12 protein-coding genes are annotated in these 23760 nt (G+C 52.5%); 2 read left to right on the top strand and 10 right to left on the bottom strand.

Going from position 1 to position 23760, the window contains the following annotated elements; genetic code table 11:
• Window positions 1–126: 126 nt before the first annotated feature.
• The 10 genes from ACAW87_RS25350 to ACAW87_RS25305 form a co-directional block, all read right to left on the bottom strand.
• Window positions 127–1062, bottom strand: coding sequence for a glycoside hydrolase family 43 protein (locus ACAW87_RS25350; protein WP_370726469.1), 936 nt, complete (start codon window positions 1060–1062; stop codon window positions 127–129).
• A gap of 209 nt (window positions 1063–1271) precedes the next feature.
• Window positions 1272–2657 (bottom strand): TolB-like translocation protein, encoded by a 1386-nt coding sequence (locus ACAW87_RS25345; RefSeq protein ID WP_370726468.1) that lies wholly within the window; start codon window positions 2655–2657, stop codon window positions 1272–1274.
• A gap of 146 nt (window positions 2658–2803) precedes the next feature.
• Window positions 2804–4573: a RagB/SusD family nutrient uptake outer membrane protein gene (locus ACAW87_RS25340; RefSeq protein WP_370726467.1), complete on the bottom strand. Its 1770-nt coding sequence runs from the start codon at window positions 4571–4573 to the stop codon at window positions 2804–2806.
• A 19-nt stretch (window positions 4574–4592) separates the two neighbouring features.
• The gene (locus ACAW87_RS25335; RefSeq protein WP_370726466.1) at window positions 4593–7811 is read right to left on the bottom strand and encodes a SusC/RagA family TonB-linked outer membrane protein; all 3219 of its coding nucleotides are present in this window, start codon (window positions 7809–7811) and stop codon (window positions 4593–4595) included.
• A gap of 158 nt (window positions 7812–7969) precedes the next feature.
• Window positions 7970–9409, bottom strand: coding sequence for a fasciclin domain-containing protein (locus ACAW87_RS25330; protein WP_370726465.1), 1440 nt, complete (start codon window positions 9407–9409; stop codon window positions 7970–7972).
• 90 nt (window positions 9410–9499) lie between these two features.
• Window positions 9500–11155, bottom strand: coding sequence for a fasciclin domain-containing protein (locus ACAW87_RS25325; RefSeq protein WP_370726464.1), 1656 nt, complete (start codon window positions 11153–11155; stop codon window positions 9500–9502).
• Between the two features lie 45 nt (window positions 11156–11200).
• Window positions 11201–12670 (bottom strand): RagB/SusD family nutrient uptake outer membrane protein, encoded by a 1470-nt coding sequence (locus ACAW87_RS25320; RefSeq protein WP_370726463.1) that lies wholly within the window; start codon window positions 12668–12670, stop codon window positions 11201–11203.
• A 138-nt stretch (window positions 12671–12808) separates the two neighbouring features.
• Window positions 12809–16075, bottom strand: a complete 3267-nt coding sequence (locus ACAW87_RS25315) for a SusC/RagA family TonB-linked outer membrane protein (RefSeq protein WP_370726462.1) — start codon at window positions 16073–16075, stop codon at window positions 12809–12811.
• A gap of 64 nt (window positions 16076–16139) precedes the next feature.
• Complete coding sequence (locus tag ACAW87_RS25310; protein ID WP_370726461.1) at window positions 16140–18341, bottom strand: fasciclin domain-containing protein; 2202 nt, start codon at window positions 18339–18341, stop codon at window positions 16140–16142.
• A gap of 398 nt (window positions 18342–18739) precedes the next feature.
• Entirely contained in the window at window positions 18740–20269 is a 1530-nt protein-coding gene (locus ACAW87_RS25305) for an MBOAT family O-acyltransferase (protein ID WP_370726460.1), read from the bottom strand.
• Between the two features lie 232 nt (window positions 20270–20501).
• Between ACAW87_RS25305 and ACAW87_RS25300 the strand changes: the two genes are divergently transcribed.
• Both ACAW87_RS25300 and ACAW87_RS25295 read left to right on the top strand, forming a co-directional pair.
• Window positions 20502–22454, top strand: a complete 1953-nt coding sequence (locus ACAW87_RS25300) for a KUP/HAK/KT family potassium transporter (RefSeq protein WP_370726459.1) — start codon at window positions 20502–20504, stop codon at window positions 22452–22454.
• A 105-nt stretch (window positions 22455–22559) separates the two neighbouring features.
• The gene (locus ACAW87_RS25295) at window positions 22560–23621 is read left to right on the top strand and encodes an NAD-dependent epimerase/dehydratase family protein (RefSeq protein WP_370726458.1); all 1062 of its coding nucleotides are present in this window, start codon (window positions 22560–22562) and stop codon (window positions 23619–23621) included.
• The last annotated feature ends 139 nt before the right edge of the window (window positions 23622–23760 follow it).

Raw genomic sequence — 23760 nt, 5'->3', positions numbered from 1 at the left:
GGCTCAGGGTGATAATTCACATCCAGATGTTCATGACGACCTTGTGTGAGGCTGTCACCCTGAGCCTGTCGGGGACGCCTAGTCGAAGGGCCCGCACGCGAAGCAATGCGCACAACCAGCACGTACCTACTTCACTTCCAGCAACTTATTTAGAACTTTCATCGGTACGCGAAAGGCGGTGCCGTGGCGGGTACCTTGCGGAAAACTGACTTTATCGGAAATATCGGTCCAGTTCACGAGGTCGGTCGATTGCACGGCGCCCATCGTGTGTTTAGTGTATTTGTCGAAATAAACCACCCAGTTTTCACCGACCTTAGCGACGGTTGGGCCTTCTGCCCAATACGCACCGGTAATGGGGGCGGTTGGCGCTGAGTAGCCGCCCGTCAGCGTGCTGCTTCGGGCAATGCGGATGTTCTTCTGAGGCGGCGTTTTCGTCTCGTCTTTCAGGAACATGACATACTCGTTTTTATCTTGAATAATGGTCGCGTCGATCACGTTGAAGCCCTTATCGTATAGCAGTTTGGTATCGCTGAACGTCTTGAAATCCTTCGTGGTCACGTAATACATGCGGTGGTTGTACTTCTCGTCGCCCGCCCCTTCCGATTGCGTGAAACGACCGGGAATCGTGGTAGCCCAGTAAATCATGTACGATTTGGTCGTTGCATCGTACTTGATTTCAGGTGCCCAGCAATTCAACGCCGTTGATTCATGCGCCATCACCGGCACAAACTGCTGCTCCGACCAGTTGATGAGGTCTTGTGAACTGGCGTACCCGATGCCTTTATCGTTCCAGCTTACCGTCCAGACCATGTGGAAGGTTTTATCAGGTCCCTGAATGATGCAGGGATCGCGCATCAGTTTGGCGTTGCCGATTACCGGCGTCAGCCATGATTCATCGTTCTTCAGCGCTTTCCAGTCGTACCCGTCGAGGCTGTAGGCCAGGTGCAGCCCATCCTGTCCGTTGTCTTTAAAATATGAAAACAGGTAGGCCTCCTTTGGCTCAGTTTGGCTCCAGGCGGCGGCGTTGATTAGTAGGAAGAGGGCTAGCAGTAGGTTTTTCATGTTGGGGTTGACTGTTGGGTACGTTGGTTTTGTTCTGGCTAACGCGCTGTAGTGTGTTGCTGACGCACGGCCCTTCGACAGGCTCAGGGTGACAACTCACTCCAGCAGGTGCATGACGAACTTGGGTGGGATTCTGAGCCTGTCGAAGGGCCGTGCGTCAGCAATACACTATAGCGCGAAGCTCACACCTCAGCAAAAGCACGCCCGAATCAGTCTTTATACGTCCGTTTCAACCACTCTTTCGGCACCGGGATAATGCAGATGTTCATCGACTTATTATCGTCAGACAGCATGGCTGACTGAATCTGAATGCGGGTGCCGTCGGGGCTGAAGGTTGGGTGAGGATGGTCGGCGGCGGTAGTTTTGTGGCCGACCGATAGCAGAATCATCTCGCGAGTGTGGCGGTCGATCAGGTAGATATTTCGGGCGAAATCGTCGCCTACCGCCCAGCGTCCGTCTGACGAACCATGCACATGCCATAGGCCGCTGCCACTGGGGGTTTGGCCGACAATGGCCATTTCGCGGGTACGCAGGTTCACGATACCCAGCCCCGTAGGCCTTTCACGCGTGCCCGATGGCCCCCACTCTGCCTCCTGACCAGGATTCTTCCCATCGGGGGTGGTTGCTGCCTTTTTTGTTTCACCTACCAGCGCGGCCGTATTCATGGCTACTTTCCGGTGGCCCATGATGGCAATGGCGACCTCATCGCGGCTGATAACGGCTTCGTGGGTGACCCATTCGTAGTCCGATTCGGGGTACAGCGGGCGAAGGCCGGTACCGTCGGCGCGGACGGTCCAGGTACGTTGGGGGGACTTACCACCGGTTTCCCAGCAGAACACGATCTCCCCGGATACGAATGGATTCGTCTGAATATGGCCTACCTGAAACGGTACCGAAACGATGTGTTTCACCTCGCCCGTTTTCACGTTCATGCCCGCCAAGCCTGCCGGACCAGCGCCCATTTTTCGGGGGCCGAACGAGCCTTCTATTTTGGTATTGGCCGATAGATGCTTCGCCGCTTCGGACTTTCCGACCCGGAAATACACCCATTCTTCGTCGGCATCCAGCGCCATGTCGCCGCCGGCCCCCAGCTCGGGCGGGGTAGTACCGCATACCCGTTGGTAGGTCGTAGCCGGTTGCAGTTTGCCCGATTCGCTATCGGCAAAAAGCTTTTCAAGATCTACTTCAATAATTTGTAGCGACGCATTCTGACCCGGTCCAGCTCCCCGTTCGGCGTTTCGGGCCGGGTTGCGCATGAAGTAGAGCTTCATTGACTTTGCCGCGATGTTGAGCATACCGGTATACCCGCCTTCGCTTACCTGCACCTGCTCGCCCGTTTTTTCGTTAACCGCGATGGCTTCATTCTTCACCCGGTTCGAGCGGAAGATGAGCCATTTGCCATCGGCGGTCCATTGTCGGTGAGTTTGGTAAATCTTTGAATCGCCGGTGGGTTTGCTGGTCAAAAACGTCAGCGGTGTGCCAGTAACGGGGTCTTTCAAAACCTTGCGCTCCGACGGAAAGCGCGTACCGATCTGCGCCTGTGCCAACGTACCTGAGAGAAGCAGCGTGATCGTTGCAATCGTCCTGATTTTCATAAAACGAGCGTAGGTTGGAACGTAGAATTACCTCGGCGTAGCCCCCCGCCCTGAAGGGAGCCTGCTGGCGCCAGAGTACGCCTACGGCGGAGCTACTGACGCGCCAGCAGGCTCCCTTCAGGGCGGGGGGCTACGCCACAAAATCCCTACTTCAACTTAAATGGCAGAAACCAGTTGCTCTTATCCATCAGCTTCGTGCGGACGGCTTCGGCGTTGGGGTTATTGGCTTTCAGGAGCTTTTGATACACTTTATCAGCCAGGAAAGCAGGTTCGTTACGGCGCAGGGCAATACGCACCAGATCCGGCCACCGCTGACCTTCGTAGGCCAGCTCAAGCGCAGCTTCCTGAATCAGCGAATTTTCGATCGATACGGTGCTGTCGCCTACCACAGCTACATTTTGCAAACCAGCCCGGCCTCTGATGCCCGCGTTGCGGTACCAGGGTTCCCGGAACAGGGGTACGTCGCCGTTTCGGGCGTTGAAATCATAAGGCGGCACATCGAACGTAGCCTGTTGCAACGATTCGTCACGACCAACGGGGTCAGAATCGAACGTGGTCGAGATACCGTTATTCAACAGCGCGTAAGCCAGTTTACGACGCCCGTCGCGGTTGGCGGCTTCGGCAAAACGCAGATGCAACGTAGCAGCCCGGTACAGGAACCATGTTCCGTTTTTCTCCTGCAACGTGGCCCCAATTGGCAAGCCGGTTCTGGGATCCACGTAATTATAGAGGTACTTCATGATCACCGGACTACCCGCCACAGTCTTGTACGTCAGTCGGCCACGGGCATCGAAGGGGAAGTTGTTGGTTTGTACCTGACTATTCCAGAGGTCGATCGCCTGTTTGGCCGGTGCAAGCTGATACCGTCCGTTTATGTTCGAAAACAGATCGATGAAGGGGTTTTCCGGCTTGAAATTCTTGTCGAACGGCATGGACCAAATCCATTCGTAGTTAAACCAGTTCTCGGTATTGCGGCGGGCAAACATCGACCGCCAGCCCAGCGTGTTGGCATCGGCGAGTTTGTTTACATCACTAACCCCATCCAGATAACCCACCGCCAGATCGTTGTTGGCGGTGCCGGCATAGTGAATTTTGTAGGTCGCATAAAACGCTTCCGAGTTCGGGTCAATACCGGTACGCGCAGCCGTTTCCATCACCAACCGGTACGTTTGTGTGGCTTTCAGGTATTGATTATCCCACAGATACAGATCGCCCAGCAACACCAGTTTGTTGATAAAAAACTTGTTCAGCGGGTAGCCATCAACCGGCGCGGCCACAATAGAGGTGGTTGTCGTGTAGGGGTCGCGGTACACCGGCGGAATCGCTTCCATGGTGGTGATCAGTTCTTTGATCAGCGTTTCCAGCGGCATTTTAGGCAACGAAGCCAGGGCCGTCAGATCAGCCGCATTTTCGTAGGTCGTTGTTACGTAGGGCACAGCGCCAAAATGAATGCCCAGTTGCAGATAAATCCAGCTACGCAGGGCCGTAATATCAGCCGCCCGCTGATTGTACTCATCCACGCGCATCTTATTCTGCTCCAGCATGATCTTGAAGTTCTTCAGAATATCGTTGCAATTCAGAATGACTTCGTAATATGGCCGTGGATCGGCGTAGCTATTACCCTGCACCACATTGTGGTTGTTGATCTGCCGGAGTTGCTCATCGGCCCCGGCGGTCACGTCCATCAGGTCGGCGCGGAGTTCGTTGAGCACCACATACTGCTTGGCTAGGCTCATGAACTTGCCATATACACCCAACACAGCCGCATCGGCATCAAACACGTTGCGATATACCTGTTCGCTGGTCAGGGCATCTTTTGGGTCAACATCAAGCAGGTTGGTACAGGCCGAAAACCCGGTAAGCAGGCCAAAAGCCAGCCCGGCGATACCTATTTTTTTCTTAACTGACGATTTCATAGAGTAACGGCAAAAAGGGTTAGAGGCCAAACTTGATACCGATTTGAACGGATTTCTGAATAGGCTCGAGTGTATTGTCAACGCCCTGCCCAAACAGGCTGTTGGTAGCATTGAACTCCGGGTCATAACCCAGGTATTTTGTGAACGTCAGCAGGTTATTGGCACTGGCATACAGCGTCAGGTACTTCAACACCGTGCGGTTGATGGGGAAGTTATACGAGGCCGCCACGGTACGAAGCCGGATGTAGGAGCCATCTTCGATCCAGCGGTTCGAGAAGCGGGCGTTGCCCATCGGGTCGCCGAGGGTAGCTTTGGGTACATCGGTCACCTGCCCGTCGCCGCGCCACCGATTCAACGTTGCCTGGGTCTGGTTGTTGGTGCCCGATACAGACTCCAGCGCGTTGCGGGTGTAGTTGTACAGGCTGTTACCCGACACAAACGTGACCAGCGCATCGACGGTAAAGTTGCCGTAGGTAAAGTGGTTGTTGATGCCGCCAAAGAAATCGGGCGTTGGGCTGCCAAGAATCTGCCGATCGTTCTCGTCGATGATCTTGTTGTTGTCGAGATCCACAAACTGCACATCACCACCCCGGAACGGCAACAGCGAGCCGTTGCTCTGCCGGGTTCGTAAACCAGCCGCAGTTGCCTGGGCATCAGTGGCATATACGCCCCGGGCAACGTACCCGTAGAAGGCGTTGGGTGCCTGCCCCACACTGGTCAGGTACGTTGCGTCGCCGAACGTGTTCACCAGATTACCGTCAGGCAGTTGGTCCACGACCGAAGCGGCCCGACCAATGTTCATGCCCAAATCCCATTTAATGGCTGCCCGGTTCAGCACTTTCAGATTCAGGCTTGCCTCTACTCCGGTGGTGGTCATGGCACCGCTGTTGCGCAAAACCGTAGAAATGCCGGCCACGGTCGGCGTGGTTTCCATGATGAGCATATCGGTGGTTTTGTTGCGGAATAGGTCGACGCTCAGGCTGACCCGGTCGTTCAAGATCGACATATCCAGGCCGGCGTTTGCTTTCGTTACCGTTTCCCACTTCAGTTCGGGATTGCCGATGTTGCTCCGAATCAATCCCTGAATACCCAGCAGGTTTTGCCCCACATAATACTGCCGTGAGCCATAGTTGCCAATATCATCGTTCCCTACCCGACCATACGACGCCCGTAGTTTCAGCAAATCGAAGGGCAGGTTAGCCAGGAATTTTTCGGATGACAACTGCCAGGCGGCCGATACCGCCGGCATAAAGGCAAACGGTATTCCACCCACCTTGATCGATTCGGTAGCCACCTGCTTGCCAAAGCGCGACGAGCCATCCATCGCCGCCGTAACGGTCAGAAAGTACTTATCGGCGTAGGCGTAGTTCAGGTTCAGGTACGAGTTCAGCCAGTTATATTCACCCTGTCCACCCGTGAGGTTATTGAGCAGGGCCACGCCGTTACCCGCGCTAATCAGTTCATCAGTCGCCGAATTATAGCCTAAAATCCGGTCCTGCTCTGTTTTACTGTTCAGGAACCGCACCCCCGCACGGGCCGAAAACTCGTGCCAGTAGTTGACCGTTTTGGCGTAAGCGGCGTAGGCCTCCGTGTTGAGGTTAAATAGTCGTTTGGTTTGCGAACCCAACTGGTTTTCGGCAATGGCATTGTTCAGTGTATCGCTCAGAATACCCCGGCGCGGCACAAACCGATTCTCTTTTATTTTGTCGAAAATCACGCCAACGCTGGCGCCCAGTTCAAAACCAGGTGCTGCGTTATATTGCACGCCGATACCACCCACAAACCTGTAGGCGCGGTTGCTCGCCTGCATCAGCTGACTAACCACCGTGGGGTTACCCACCCTGAAAATATCTTCATCAGCAAAATCGGGCGAGGCAATGCCGGTTGGCGAAATTTCGTAGTCGCTCAGGAACGGAGCCTTCACCAGCGACAGGAATACCGGGTTCGTTTTTGGCGCAAAACCCAGGTCTTTGATGGTGGCCTCGTTATACGAGAAACTCATATTGGCTACTCCTTTCAGCCGGTTGCTCAGGTTCAGGTCGGCGTTGAATCGGGTGCTGTATTTGCTCACACTCGACGCCGCCATCGCCGTGTTGTTGGTCAGGTAATTCATCGACAGGGCGTACTTGGCAATGTTATCGCCACCCGTCACCTTCAGGTACATGTTGTTCGACAGGCTGTTGGTGAAGAGTTTCTTCTGCCAGTCGGTGTTGTTGTGATACTGGTAATACGTACCTGAATTCTGGTTGTCGTTGAAATATGGCAGCGCCTGAAGTTGCTCCGTGGTGGCACCGCCCGAGCTGAGCACATTGGCCAGGTACGTCCGGTAATCAGCAGCATTCAGCACGGGAATAGAAGCGGGAGCCAGACTGACGCCGCCGTTCATAGCCAGATCAATTCGGGTGCCGAGGTCTCTGGCACGCGAGGTGGTAATCACGATAACGCCATTGGCGGCTTTGGTACCATACTGAGCCGCTACGGCGGCATCTTTCAGAACGGTGATGTTGCTGATATCGCGCACGTCGATGTTGGCCAGCGGGTTTTCCATGTAATTGCTGGCCAGTGAACTTCCATAGTTACCGTTGTCGTAGATCATGTTATCCACAATGATCAGTGGCTGATTGGTGGCCATGAGTGAGGTGTATCCGCGCAGCAGCAGATTAGCCCGCGCATTGCCCATGCCCGAGCTGCGAATACTATTCAGGCCCGCTACTTTTCCCTGCAAATATGAATCCGGCGTTTCGTTGTAGCGCGTCCAGATATCCGACATATCGGCGTTGGCAGCCGAGTTGGTCAGCCGGTTGGCGGGTAACACGTAGTTGGCCAGCATCAGCGGATTAAACAGCGACGGCCGATCGCCTTCGTTCAGGGCAATGTTCAGGGTTTTGCGGCCATCAACGGCAATTTCGCGGCTTTGGTAACCGGTAATTTCAACGCTTACCGACACATTATTGCCGGGAATAGCGAGCGTAAACCGCCCATCGTCACCCGTGATGGAGGTGGTCAGGTTTTTGTAGAATACCCGGGCACCCGTCAGCGGTTTTCTGGTGGCGGCATCGGTGACCACCCCCTTTATCTCGCTTTTCATCTTTGGCGGTGCTTTGGCCGCCACAACGGTTACATACTCGGCACCGTCCTGCCCATTGCTCATCAGCGAGAGTAGCATCAGTCCGAACACGCCCAGCAAGCGTCGGCCTGCGTGATGAACTACCTGACTTAATTGTATAAAATGTTGCATCGACGGTAGATGGAAAGAGGTCATTAGGTAGTCATTCATTGTCATTACGCTACGCTGTCATTGGTAGTCATTACGCTGCGCTGTCATTTATTACAAAAACGACTAATGACGCCGAAGGCAAATGACCACCTAATGACAGCGAAGCGTAATGACATTTATTAGGGAAGCACGGGCACCAGCTTGATGTAATCGAGCGCCATGCTGTTGGTGCCATTCGCCACCAGAAACATATTCAGCGTGCCAAACGTGGTTTTGGTGTATTCGCCCAGCAGCACTTCGGTATAGGTATTGTTGGGAACCAGTGTGTTGACAAACGTGGTGGCGGTAAGGCTACCCATAGCCAGCTTCTGATTCACCACGATGGGAACGGCGTTGGTTCTGAAGTTTCGGGTCTGGTCGTTGAGCGCCACCCAGTACACTTTATATTTCATCACGGGCACTTCAGGTACGTCATAACGTACCCAGAAACCGGTAACCCCATGCGCAATAATGGATAGGTCGCGAAAATTCTGGCCGGTAATCGGATTGAACTTCTCCCGAATGGCAATGGCCGTGGCACTCACATTCTGCAACTGAGCATTGTAGTTTTCGCCCTGTACCACGATGGGTTGCAGCTTATTCTGAAGCGTAACATCAGCTTTATTGAATACATAAGCGACGCCATTGCTCAGGTTGATGGTACGCACCAACGCGGCTTTGTCGAGGGGAACATCAACGCCAAACTTCGATTTCAGCACACCGGGCAGGTTGTCTACAGTATACAGGCCCTCAACCGCCAGGTCTTTCAGCACCTGAAAACTGGCCAGATTATAAGTACTATCGGCCGTGCTTGTTTTGAAATACGGCGACAGCTTGGTTACCTCCGCCGCGAACGCTTCGTTGGTCAGCAGGATATACGTGAACTGCTTCGACTCGTCGGCCAGGTCATATACCACGTCGGTAAACTTGTTCTTCTGTTCAATGCCCGTTCCCGGCCGGTATACCGGAGCGCCCGTTGTGGCGCTGATGCTATCAACGATGGCTTTTGCGGGATTGAGGACCAGATAAGACAAAGAACCGAGTACCTTGTTCTGCACGTAGGTGTCTTTCGACGCGTTGATAAAACCGAGCAGGTTGGGTACCACCGCCGATGGTTTATCGAGCGTGTGTAAGACGCCATTGGCCGTAAACTTGTTGGCCCCCACAATGGTAGATTCGCCAAGGCGTCCGTTGCTGAAGGGCACGTACTTGTTGTTCATCATCTGAATGCGAACCAACTGTGTGGCCGTCGGCATTGGGTACGTTTGCAGCGCCACGTGGTTACCCACAAACAGTTTCAGCGCCGTTGTATCGTTGAGCGATGCCAGATCGAACCCTTCCAGCGCTTTGTTGGTAGGGGCCCAAACGGTGTAATTTTTCGACGCGCTCAGGAGTTTGTCGTAACCACTTTTCACCAGCAGCTCGCTGAACTTACTCAGCTCCGACTGAGCACTGATTTCGCTGTACAGGGTTTTGGTCAGGGCATTATCTGACACCGTGACCCGATCGTCCCAGTTCTGGCAGGCTACGATACAGACGCTCAGCAGCGCAATCAGCAGGTATGAATACTGTTTTTTCATTGCAGAAGAAAAAAATGAATGAAGACGGCGTGTAAGCGAGGTTATCTGTTGACAGGCTGTCGAAAAAATAACCTCATCCTGCCATAGAGGCTAGGGAACCAGCGTACCATTCCGGTTGAAGCGGGGTCTTGTCTGAGGCATATCGATCGGGATGAAATGCACCATATCGAGGTTGTTATTATTCTGGGTTCCCTGAATGTTGGTCAGCCGGAACATGTGCCGATCGGTGGTTTTGATCTCGATGATGCCGAGTAAGCGGCCAGCCAGGTTACGGTCGGTGCCGGGGTCGCTATAGAGTTTCCAGCCCAGCGCTTCCAGTTCCCCTTCCGAACCAGCGGGGGCAGTATCGGTAAAGGCCATGGGGCGCGGCAACGTTTCACCATCTACGCTTCCCTGACAAATGTTGATCGACCCACCACTTTGCCGCTGGAAACGGTAACAGACCCACACTTTGTAGCGGCCTTTTACCAGCATTGGCGTTCTCAGGTCAACCCAGACGCTACGGTTCGGACCACCCAGCGGAATCATCAGGTAGTCGTTCTTGAAGCACGAAAAGTTCGACGCGGTGTTGTAGGCATAGGTCAGGTTGAAGTTCGACCGCTCCCAGTTAATATCTTTCACCGAGCCATACACGAAATCGTAGTTACGTTTACCGTAATAGGCGGGTAGTTTGCGAATCTCCGGGAAGTCGGCCACGTCCCAATATACCGGTGTGGGCTGCCGTACTTTCGAGACAAAGTGCCCGGTCGACGAGTGAATCACCCCGTTTGTTGCGGCGTTGTCGCTCAGGGCGCGTTCCAGCACTACGCCCGGCTCCCGCACACCATTGAACTCATCGTCATTGATCAGCACTGTTTGCCCATCCAGTTTTGAGGTCACAACCTCCAGCGGCAGCTTGGTTACGTGCGACTGTGAGGTGATAATATCGGCCAGGTATTTGGCGCCGGGCAACATGTGGTAGGATATATACATGTTCAGGCTGTCGGCCTTACTGCGAGGGTTGCCAGTCTTCGAATAACGCTTCTTCAACGCCTCGAAACTGGTAAAACCGGCTTTGCTCAGTGCCTCATTCGATTCCGCCAGTACGGTTGTCCAGCGGCGATCGGGGTCAGGATTCACCACATCCAGCGAATCATAATAGCCCGTCTGCTTCAGGGCTTCAGTAAAAATAGAGTAGGCCGGATTACTGTCTAACGTAGCCGCAAGCGTCTTGGTGGCGGGTTTCAGCACGTTATCGATGACGTGAAGAATACCGTTGCTGGTCGTGATGTTCGTTTCCAGCACCACCGCCTGCCGGTTGAGGCTATAGCTCGATGTGCCATTGGCGAACGAAACGCCCCCCAGCAAATACTGCCCGTACATGGTCACCAGGGGCAACTTTCCATCTTTAAACGACTTGGTGGTCAGCGTATCGCGGATGATGTGGATCTTGGCAATATTCTGCGCCTCTTCTTTGGTGAGCTGCGCGGCGGTTTTCGAGAGTTCTTTCAGGTAAACCTGTATCCCGGCATTGGTGGGCACAAACAGGGTATAGGCCCCATACGCATCCAGAAAACCCTCGTAACCAGCCTTATCGAGTACGGCGGTAAACTCGGAGAAGCTTTCGGGACGCGTTTTCAGGTAGCTGTACAAGTTCACGTCGCTCGTGGTGGTCTCCACAAAATTCTGCTCACGGCAACCAATCAGATAGATGATGGGTAGCAGCACAACGAGGGTGAGCAGTATGGAATGGCTAATTTTTTTCATGGCTTTTTTGATCGGAATCAGACTGCACTATCAAAAACCCGTTGACTATTTATAGAATGGATTCTGCACCAACTGCCGATTGGTTTGTAGCTCGTACTGGAAAATGGGCAGGTAATGACTGTTGTAATCTTTGTACTTGGCAATCGCCGACTGCTGCCGATCGGGTGGCACGCTCCGGGCTACCATGTCGAGCAAAATATCCAGGCGTTTGTAATTGTTGCGTTTGGCGTGGCGTAGCACGTCATACCAGCGTTTGCCTTCAAAGGCCAGTTCGCGGGCACGTTCTTCCAGAATGTAATCCATTACGGCTTCGGTATCCGATGGGTCGGGCGTTTTCAAAGTGCCTTCCAGCGCCAGCGCACGTTCGCGAATGGTAGTAATGATTCGCAGGGCTTCCTGCGAGCGGTTCAGCATGGTCAGAGCTTCGGCTTTCATCAGCAGCACATCAGCGTAGCGATACACGATCCAGTGGGCGTACGATTCGTTGATCACGCGCAGGGTAGTCCCGTTGAGGCTCACGTATTTCCAGATAGTGCCATCGCTTGCCCGCACCGCCGATTCATCGCCACGCAGGTCTTTTTTAGTGTCGTCCAGAAAATCCTGCGTGTATACTTCATCCACCACGTAGGCACTCGCGCTGAACCGCCGGGGCGACACAAACATGCCGTAGAAGCCGTTAATGCGCTGACGATCATACTGCAATTCAAAAATCCCTTCGTTTGAATTGCCCTGCACAAACACCTGATTATGAAAGGAACTGCCTTGAATCAGCCCGAATTTGGCGCTATTGATAATCTTATTACAGGCCGTCAGAGCCACATCGTATTTCTCCATCCAAAGCGCCACGTCGGCCTGCAGGGCATTGACGGTATAGCGCGTAATCCGGCCTTTATCCGAGGCTGTGTTGCCGTATGTCAAGGGCGCATTGGGTTCGGCTTCGGCCAGATCTTTCACGATCTGAGCTAGCAGTTCGGCCTGCGTATTTTTCGGAATAGGCGTTATTTCGTTGTCCGACGTGGTAGCGTTCAGCTTCAGCGGCACGTCGCCAAAGGTGCGGGCCAGGTAGAAGTACAGGAGCGCGCGGATGGTTTTAGCCTCAGCCAGATTGATGTTCAGCGCTTCCTGCGTAAACGTTTTATCGTTCTGCGTAACGGTAGGCGCAAACTCGATAACGGTGTTGCAATAGTTAATGACCTGATAAATACTCCGCCAGTTAGCGATGTTGTTACTGGGCAGAATGTTTACGTTGATCATATCGGTTTCGTCGAACCGGGTCTGAAACGTAGACGTGATCATGTCGGCCCGTAGTTCGCCCCACAGAAACAGCGTTTCGGGGATACCGTTGAGCATGCCGGCATAGCAGCCTGTAACGGCGGCCTGCACCTGTTCTTTGGTACGCCAGAATTCATCCTTGGTAATACCATCCTGAGGCCGCAGATCCAGGTACGTGTTGCAGGAAGTAGGTAGCAGCAGCAGTAAAAAGGCCGACAGGCTATAGATTAATTTCTTGATCATTGTTCAGTTGGTCATTTGTTGTCATTACGCTGCGCTGTCATTGATTGTCATTGATTGTCATTTGTTGTTTCACGAAGAATGACAATCAATGACAGCGCAGCGTAATGACAACTTAATGACGCGCAGCATGATGGCAGTTTAAAACGAAGCAGTCAGACCCAGGGTCACGGTTTTGGCGGGTGGCGTCATCGAGTAGTCGATGGCAACCCGGAACGGATCGTTTCCGCGCAGGCTTACCTCTGGATTCTGCCCCTTGTAGTTGCTCCAGGTATACAGATTCTCGACGGTCAGGTAGCCGCTCAGTGCCTTCAGCTTCAGCTTATCGATCACACTTTTGGCGAAGGTGTAGCGCATGGTCACGGTTCTGAACCGCAGGAACGACGCATCTTCTACGTACCGGCTTGAGCCGAGCCAGTTGTAACCCGCGCCAAACAACGCTCTGGGTACGTTGGTCACATCGCCCGGCTGCCGCCATCTCGACAACACTTCAGTACTCTGATTATCATACGAATACATGGCCGTAGTCGACATACGGGTGCCATTTACTACGTCGTAGTCGGCCCGGAAGTTGAAGAAAGCGGTTAGTTTCAACCGATCGAGCCAGCCAATGCTTCCGCCAAAACCACCTGTAAAGGCCGGGTTGCTGTTGCCGAGGTAGACAATGTCCTGATAGTTGATGTTTCCGTCATTGTTGATATCCTGGTACATGGCATCACCCGCCTGGAAAATGTAGTCGGTAGCGGGGTAGTTAAAGCGCATCCGGATTCCCTGTCCGTCGGGCGTAATGATGGGTTCGCCATTCCGGCCACGGGCCACGGTGGCCGCTTCATCTTTGTACACGCCTTTGTAGCGGAAGCCGTAGAAAGAGCCAAACGGATTATTTTCCTGGATATATGTTTTGTACTGACCGTTGGCCGTGATGTTGCCGGCTTCGCGTGGATACAGATCCGAGATCTCGCGAATGACATTGATGTTCCGGGCAATGTTCATGTTCAGGTCAATCGTGACCAGTTTGGTCTTGTAGGGCGTAATACCCAGGTTGATTTCCCAGCCCTGATTATCCAACGTACCCACGTTCATATCAACGTTGTTGAAACCGGTGTACGACGGAATCTGCAAGCCTCTGAAGAACAGGTTTTTCGTGCGGTTTTTATACAGTTCGGCATCGAGCGTAATCCGGCGTTTGAACATGACCAGGTTCAGACCAAAGTTCTGACCAACCAGCGTTTCCCACCGCAGATTCTGTAATTCCATGGTAGCGGGTATAATGGCAGGGGCGCCCAGATATGACCACGGTAGGGTGGTATATGTGCCAAAGAAAGAATAGTCGTTGCGGGGGGCATTACCTGTTTGCCCGTAACTCGCCCGGAGACCCAGGAAATCGAGGTACGTATTGAAGCGCTGCATGAAAGGCTCATCCGAGATTGTCCATTTACCCGAAATAGAGGGGAATACGCCGTAGCGGTAAGCCGGACCGAAGCGAGAGTTACCATCGCCGCGCACACCAACATCGAAGTTGTACTTGCCTTTATATCCGTAATGAACGTTCCAGAGAAGACCAACCGTACGCGTTTCAAACACAGACGAGGCAATGAACGAAGCCGTTTGGCGACCGGTGTTAGAAACATCCTGAAGCTGATCAGACGGTGTATTCGGAATAGATGCCTGTTGGGTAATGCTCCGGTTATCGGCCGTCTGCAACACCCACAGGCTGGTAACCTGATGATCGGTATTGCGGAGAGCCGGTGTATACAACAACGATGATTTAGTGATCACGCCAAACACGTCGGCATCACCATCATAGGCCTGATTTACCGCCGAACTGGTGTACCGCTGTCCGGTAGCAACCTGTGGTAAAAACGACTGACTTTTCGTGTTGTTGATATCAAACTGAACATCGACGGCCAACATCCAGATGTTGGGTTTCAGGTCATACTGCAACTGAAACTTGGGGATAATCCGGTCGGTAGTGATTGCGTTTTTGGCGCTGTTTGCCATAGCCACCGGGTTATACGTACCCGGATACAATCCCTGAATATTGCTCAGCGGCGAAAAGTAGTTGGGGGTCTGTACGCCAAACTCGTTGTATTCATACACACTCATGTTCGGCATTTTGGTGTACGCAATGCTGCGCAACAAATCCTGCGTGGCATTGGCGTTCACGTAGTTCCGGTCATTACTTGAGTGCGTAAACGCCAGATCAGTACGGAAACGAATCCGGTTCGATACGTTGTAATCGAGGTTAATTCGGGTATTGATCCGGTCGAGGCCGGTGCCGATGGTGGTTCCCTCCTGCGTAAAATAACCCAGCGACGCATAGTAGCGGGCTTTCTCGCCACCGCCGCTGATGGCAACGTTATGATCGAGTGAGTTGCCCAACTGCGTGATCTGATCAATCCAGTTGGTGTTGTTGCTATAGTTGTTGAACCAGTACGGATCGTTAGGGTCATACTGAAATTCTTTCACCTGTTGGGTGTTCAGCGGCAACCCGTTCCGGTTCATGAACTGCTCGGGAATAAGCGACGAATATTGGTCGCCCGTCAGCATGGGAATGGCGTTGGGTTGCTTCGCCAGCGAACCTTTGAAGGTGTAGGTAATCACCGGCTTGCCCAATGTGCCGCGTTTTGTCGTAATCACCACCACACCACTGGCAGCCCGCGACCCCCACAAAGCGGTGGCCGCCGCATCTTTCAGAACGCTGATCGTTTTAATGTCAGACGGCGAAACATTCAGCAGTTGCGCGTAGCCCAGTTCATCGGCCGCACCAAAGTTGAAGTCTGACGGAATTTGTGTTTCGTACGGCATACCATCCACCACGATCAACGGATCGACCGATGAGTTAATCGACGACGTACCCCTGATTCGGATTTGCATACCGGCACCGGGGTCACCTGAGTTGGCGGCAATATCAACGCCCGACAACCGCCCCTGCAACATCTGATCAATCGACGTTCCCTGCATTTCTTCCAGCGCTTTGGCGTCAATTTTCGACACGGCCAGCGTTGAATTTCGCTCAGAAACAGACAGTAGTCCGTTATCCGTTTGCTCGGCTCGCACCACCACCTCGGTCATTTCGTTGGAGGTTGATTCCATGTAGGTGTTGATCACCTTACGGCCCCGCGCCGGAATACGAACTGCTTTATAGCCGATGCTCGAAAAAGCCAGCGTATTGTTTTCGTTCGACATCCGAATGACATAGTTACCCTCAATGTCGGTGGTAACACCTTTAATAATCCGGTTGTCTTTGTCGAGCTCGGCTACCGTAACGCCCACAAGCCCGCTACTATCGGCAACGTCTTTGACTTTACCGCGAACGGAGTAGACAGTAGCCGGAGTTTGCGCGGCGGCATATAAGCCACTGAGCAACATACCAGTTATGAATAGTACTCGTAGAAATGCTTTCATGCGTTTGAAAGGAGAGACTGTGCAACAGAATAGTAGAGGATCGGCTTTCCGAAATGGCGGCACACTAATACTGTAAGTAATTATCGATCAGATGTATCACTGTCCGATTCGACAGGTTGTTACTTCTAGGTACGTTCACGTTGGCTTTCCGTCCCGTGTTATCAATCAGTTGCATGGCGCCGGGGGTATTGAGCACCGTGACAAACACGGCGTCGCCCAGGTTATTCTTCAGCAGCGTTTCGGCATTGCCTGATTCTTTTCCGTTGGGCACCACCGTTTTTTTGTTGAAAACGTGATAGTAAATGAAGTTGGCCACCAGGTCTCGCTGGGCGGGCACCGTAGGGTTAAAATTGGGCGTTTTCACCGCGCCGGTACCGGTACCGGGTAACAAACCGGCATTCACCGCCGCCTGAATAGCGGCATTATCGGGAATCAGAACGGTGTAGAACGACCCGGCAGCCGTGCCCACAATCTCGCCCGTAGGCGCGTTGTAAGCGGACGAGTTGCGCAGGAATTGCCAGAACGAGTTAAACGGTGAGGTAGTAGCCGTGCCAAGCGCTTCAATATCCTGTCCGATGTTTCGCTCGGTAAAATTCAGGATACCGTCGGTGTAGTACACTTTCCCGTTTACCATCTCTTTAGCGCCCACAATTTTCAAAGGCTTAGCGACCGTTCCCGACGAATAAACCTGGTTGTTTTCGAATTTGAGATACTCGCCGTTGAAGGCATCAATGATGCCTGAGCCAGCTAGATTATCCAACTCACCAGCCTGCGTAGACACCACACTACTGGCCACAATACGGAGCAGGCGATTCCGGTTTACTTCGCCCACCGTACGCGCGGTAGTACCCGGAGCCGTGTAAATCCACTCATTTCTTGACCCATCATAATCATAGCCCGCCGCCCGGAGCGAAGCATCGCTGAGCATGAACACCGTGTATTTGAGCCGTGGATTAAGCAGTACCGGCCTCAGATCGGCATTCAGCAAGCGGGTCATGATCGAATATTTCGGATCGAGGTAAGCGCGGGCATACACCGTCGAGAATACGTTGGCGGCCTGCACTTTATTGGTGCCGTAGAAAAAGCCGTTGCTCAGCACTTTTTTGTCAACAACGCTGGCCGCCGGGTCGAACCGGGCTTCTTCTGAAAATGAATTGAAGGTGTTGTTGAATTTGCTGGGCCATACTGCCGACGACCACATATGCGCGTTCAGCAGGTCGGCAATCACCTGGGGCGGCACCACATCGAGCGACGTGTAATGCTCCAGAATCACGTTTTTGATGTAGGGCACCAACGCGTCATTGGTGGGCACAAACATACTCCAGCACTCCTGTTGCGCGTCGTTATCGGCAAATTTGAAGTAATTCTCGTTGTTGGGCGCAAACGAAAGCAGGTTCGAGTAGCCTTTCACAAACACCTGATCGCTCTTCCCGGTCAGAATCTGATAGCGATTGGTCACCTCGGCGTTAGGAATAAAGCTTACCATGTATTTCTCGTACAGTTTTCTGAATTCACTGTACTCGGGCTTCGTCCGCAGGTACTGGTCAATCGATGGCTGGGCGGTAAACACGTTGTCTACCTCGTGAATCATGCCGTTCTCGGCGAAAATATCTTTCTCCAATACCTTCGCATTCAGCACATTGAAGCCTGAATACGTTGATTCCGGAAAGAAATAGGTATAGTCGAAGGCGGAGAGGCCGCGCTGTGTAAAATAATCGTCGGTGAAGTAGGTGATGTGCTTGTTGTTGTTGTCGGCACTCACGTATTGGTTTCCGTTGCGGTTGGCGGCCACGGCTTTAACGGCCGTACCTGCTTGCGTTTCGTCGGTATAGAATCCGGTGTATTGGGCTGTTCTGCGCCGGAAAGCGCGGGAAGGCACCCACCCCGTTGGCCCCTGATAATCGTCGAGCCGGTCTTTGGCAAATGCGTTATAGACCAGCATGTACTGCACAATTTCGCGCGCCTTGGCCGAGTCGATCTGGGCGAGGCTCAGGTTATTTTTCTGGTAATATGCCTTAAACGCTTCATCGTTGGGCGCAAACAAGGTCCAGTAACCCGCACTGCTCAACGTTCGCTGATAGCCACTTTTATCAATCAGGGCCAGCATATTCGTGAAACGCCCTTTGCCCTTCAATTGCTGATAAATGGGCTCCGCCAATCCTTCAGGACGGGCATACACGTCATCGAATTGCTTATTAGAACAACTGCTTACAGCGGCTACTCCCAGGATCACTATAAAGAAATAAAGTATAGGTCTGTACGTCATATTCTGCTGTCGAACTTGTAGGGAACTGTACTTATCAGATGCTATCTGCGACCACTTACTTCGCCGTACTAATCAGGTTTGATGCTGTTGTATCGGGTGAGTATGGTTACAATAAATACTGGATTTAATCCCAAATTAAGTATCTCTATACAGTATAACTTACCTGCTCTCTCCTGCTACTCCTACTTTTTATAAGAAAAATAGTATCCTAAAAAGAGCATTTTCTACTGATATGACTACATTTTGACTATTCTTAGTCTTTTTTTGGCTTTTTGACAACAAGAAAAAGCCATTCCGATATGTATGAATACGGATTCGTTGCCAGGCGCGAACGTACCGCGGACTTTAGTCCGTAAAAGATGCGGACTAGGCGTCCCCGACTAAAGTCCGCGGTACGTTTAGAACTGGAAGTAGATGAATTGATTCGACGTGAATACGCCGAAGAGGTAGGTCAGGAACGCGATAAGGCCGATGAGCAGGAAGAATCGGGGCGTGCTGCGCGTGGGAATAGTCAGGTACGTTGCCTCTTTGACGAGTAGAAAACCGATCAGCAGTAGACTGAACCACATTTCGGTAGCATTCATGGTCGTTTGAATTGGCTCGAATACCGACAAGGTACCTATCTTTTTTAAGATCAAAAAAGCTGATTGTACACTGGTTGCCCGGAAGAAAATCCAGGTCAGCATCACCAACGCAAACGTGACCAGCACATTACCGACATGCCAGATTCGGCCACCAATACCCTGCAGCGCTACCCCTTGCCCCGCGCCCCCGGCCCCGCGCCCCGAACGCCCCGGCCAGTACTTGTCGCGCAGACCCGCCGCTACCTGGTATACGCCGTGTAGCCCACCCCAGATCACGTAGGTCCAGTTGGGTCCATGCCAGAGACCACTCGCCAGAAAGACGATCATCTGGTTCAGGTTACGCCGGAACTCGCCTTTCCGGTTTCCGCCGAGCGGAATGTAGAGATAATCGCGAAACCAGGTAGAAAGGGAGAGATGCCATCGCCGCCAGAACTCAGTGATTGAGTTGGCCATGTACGGTGCTTTGAAGTTCTCCATCAGGTTAAAACCCATTACCCGCGCTGTGCCAATGGCAATGTCGGAATAACCTGAGAAATCGCAGTAGATCAGAAAAGTATAGAAGAAAGCGGCTGTTAATAGACTTAAGCCGTTGTGATTTGCCGGATCAGCAAAGGCCGGATCGACCATTATAGCTAACCGGTCGGCAATTACGCACTTCTTAAAGAAGCCGAATGCCATGCGCATCAGCCCAGCTTTTATGTTCTCGAAATTATAGGCAAAGTGCTCGTGGAACTGGTGCAATACGTTCTGTGGACGCTCAATTGGGCCAGCTACCAATTGTGGGTAGAACATCACATACAGTGCATAAATACCAAAATGTCGCTCGGCTTTCTGGTTCCCCCGGTACACTTCAATAGTGTAACTCATGGCCTGAAACGTATGGAACGATAAGCCTACAGGCAAAATCGCCAGGCTATCTTTATAGGATGAAATACCACTTTGGCCAAATACCTCAACCACCTTCACAAACACCCGGTTGGCCAGGTACGTTACCTTGTCGGCTGCTCCAGGCATGTGCAGGTGATCGAAAAACCAGGCAATATTTTCGGTGAAAAAGCCGAGGTATTTAAAGAACGCCAGAATACCGACGTTCGAGATCAACGAAATGATTAACAACCACTTACGACGCGGCCCTACGGGCGTTTTCTCCAGCCATATCCCCGCGATATAATCAATCACGATGGTTAGGAACAGAATAAAAATATAGGTTGGCTGAAAGACAGCGTAGAAATAACAGGACGCGATCAACAGCAGCGACCACCGCCCATTGCCTTTCGGCAGGCTATAGTACGTCAGTGTGACAGCGGCAAAGAAGAGTAAGAACTGAAGCGAATTAAAGAGCATGATAGGTGGGTAGAGAACGGCTCTTAGTAAAGCACAATGGCAGTACAGATGGCAACGAACTCATAGCAGTGGGGGCTAAATTGCCGTAAAAATAGGCGTTTCCGTGACTTGTCGACCGTCAACTTAGCGTGGCGCATGTTTCAATTGGCAGAAAGAACATTCTGAGTATTGGCCTGTTATCTTTGCGCGCGCTTCTGCCGCTGGCCGTGAATGCCAGTGCCCATCTGCTCCTATGGAAGATAAAAAACATGTAGATACCGTAACGGCCGCCGGTTTATTGGTCGCATTCGGTATCATTTACGGGGACATAGGTACGTCGCCGCTTTACACACTCCGCGCCATTGTTGGGCCAAATGGTGTCATTAATGCCGACGTTATCCGCGGCGCGCTCTCCTGCATCTTCTGGACACTGACGCTTCAAACTACGGTGAAGTACGTCATACTGATCCTCAGAGCCGACAACCGGGGCGAGGGTGGGATTTTCGCGCTGTATGCGCTGGTTCGTCGTCATGGCCGATGGCTTACACTCCCGGCCATTATCGGTGGCTCAGCCTTGTTGGCCGATGGTATTATTACGCCGCCCATTTCGGTCACGTCGGCGGTTGAAGGTATTCGGCAACTGTACCCAGCCATTACCGAGAATGAAATCATTACCATCGTTATCGGTATTCTGACGGTCCTGTTTTTGATTCAAGCCTTCGGTACCAGCGTTGTCGGTACCGCTTTTGGCCCGGTTATGCTGGTCTGGTTCGGTATGCTGGGCATTCTCGGCATCATGAGTATCGTTCAGGACCCAACTATTTTCGCTGCGCTTAACCCCTATTACGCCTACGAACTCCTGGTGGTTTATCCGGGTGGTTTCTGGCTGTTGGGGTCTGTGTTTCTCTGTACTACCGGGGCCGAAGCACTCTACTCCGATATGGGGCACTGCGGCCGGAAAAATATTCGGACTAGCTGGGTGTTCGTCAAAACCTGTCTATTGCTTAACTATTTCGGGCAGGGCGTGTGGCTAATCAATCATACTGGCGAGAACCTGAACGATCGCATTCCGTTCTACCAGATCATGCCATCCGGTTTTTTAACCATTGGCATTATGGTGGCTACGGCGGCCACCGTCATTGCGTCGCAAGCCCTCATCAGTGGCTCGTTTACCCTGATTAGCGAAGCCATTCGGCTCAACTTCTGGCCTAAAGTCCGGCTTCGTTACCCATCGGCCCAAAAGGGACAACTCTACGTACCCAGTATTAACCTGCTGTTGTGGATGGGTTGCGTAGGCATTGTGCTGTACTTCCGCGAATCGAGCAATATGGAAGCCGCCTATGGACTGGCTATTACGCTGACTATGCTGATGACCACGATGTTGTTTGCCTACTACATGTACATCAAGAAGTTTCAGGCATGGGGCGTCGTTCTGTTTCTGGTCGTTTATCTGGCCATCGAGGGCTCGTTTCTGGTAGCCAACCTGGTCAAATTCCCGCACGGTGGCTATGTATCCTTACTCATCGGAGCAGCAATTGCCGGGGTGATGTATATCTGGCTACAAGCGTTCCAGATTAAACTGCGCCTGACCGAGTATGTGCGCATCGACCATTACCTGCAATCGCTGAAAGAGCTGAGCCGCGACATCAGCATTCCGAAATACGCCACGCACCTGGTGTTTATGAGCAACGCGGCGCGGCAGTCGGAGATTGAGTCGAAGGTGATTTACTCGATCTTTCAGAAGCGGCCCAAACGCGCTGATATTTACTGGTTTGTGCACGTTGACACCACCGACGACCCATATACAATGGAGTATAAGGTGAATACCATTGCACCTGACGATGCCTATAAAATCACGTTCAAGCTCGGTTTCCGGATCGAACACCGCATCAATCTCTTTTTGCGGAAAGTAATTGAAGACATGGTTCGGAACAAAGAAGTGGATATTACGAGCCGTTACGAATCGCTGAACCGCCAAAACGTAATCGGCGATTTCCGGTTTGTGGTCCTGGAGAAATTCCTGTCTTTCGAGAATGACCTGCCCACGTTCGAGCGCCTGATCATGAACGCCTACTTCTCGATCAAAGGATTCACCACGCCCGAAGATCGCTGGTTCGGCCTCGATAGCAGTTCGGTCAAAGTAGAAAAAGTACCCCTCGTCATCCGCCCAGTCGAAAACATTTCACTCAAACGTATACCATCGTAGAGACGCAAAATTTTGCGTCTCACTGGCGTCAGCAATGCTATAGCTACAGCACCTACCGGCGGTGAGACGCAAAATTTTGCGTCTCTACACATACATCGTTAACTAATGAAACTTCTCATCACCGGCGGGGCCGGATTCGTTGGCTCAGCATTGGCCATTGCCCTCAAGAAGAATTATCCCGATTACACCATCTATTGCCTCGACAACCTGAAACGGCGCGGCTCTGAACTCAATATTTCGCGCCTCAAACAGGCGGGCGTTGAGTTCCTGCATGGCGATATTCGGAGCAAGGAAGATTTCGACGCGCTGCCCGCCGTTGATACCGTGATCGAAGCCTCGGCCGAACCATCGGTATTGGCTGGCCTGGATGGCACGCCCGATTACCTGATCAACACCAACCTGTTCGGAACGGTCAACTGCCTCAACTACGCCCTGAAGCACAAAGCCGCGTTCATCTTCCTGTCTACCAGCCGCATTTACCCGATCAAGGCGCTCGAAACGCTGAACTTCAGGGAAGGCGAAACCCGCTTTGAACTCACCGACGACCAACCGATTCCGGGCGTGTCGAGCAAAGGCATTGCCGAGAATTTCCCCCTCGACGGCGCGCGGTCGCTCTACGGCACCACCAAACTGGCGTCGGAGCTGCTGATTCAGGAATACAATGAATTCTACGGCCTGAAAACCGTGATCAACCGGTGTGGCGTGATCACCGGTCCGTGGCAGATGGGTAAGATCGATCAGGGCGTGATGGTACTGTGGATTGCCAAACACTATTTCGAGCAGCAACTCGCCTACATCGGCTACGGTGGCACCGGCAAACAAACCCGCGATATGCTGCACGTGGACGATCTCTACCGCCTCATCGACTTCCAACTCCACAACCTCGACGTGGTAAACGGCGAGATTCTGAACGCGGGTGGTGGTAACGAAAGCAGCGCCTCGTTGCAGGAGTTGACCAAGATCTGTCAGGAAGTAACGGGCAAAACCATCCCGATCCGTGAAGTAGCCGAAAACCGCGCCGCCGACATTCGCCTCTACATCACTGACAATACCAAGGTAACGGCCCTCACGGGCTGGAAACCTGAAAAAGGCATGCGCGAAATCGTCTCCGACATCCACGATTGGCTCCACGCCAACCGCGAAGCCCTCGAGCCGATTCTAAAATAGCGCCTCCGTTGGCTGAAGCCAACGGAAGCTGCCAATGGAATCACAACACAAATGACCCACCAAACATATCACAACTCACTAATTACCAGTAATTTATCCCCCCCATAAAATAAATACAAAACATCGTAAACGTCTAAAT

It is taken from the genome of Fibrella aquatica (assembly GCF_041321135.1).
GTDB lineage: Bacteria > Bacteroidota > Bacteroidia > Cytophagales > Spirosomataceae > Fibrella > Fibrella aquatica.
Note: the sequence above shows the minus strand (reverse complement) of the source record. Positions and strands in the feature narration are given on the sequence as shown.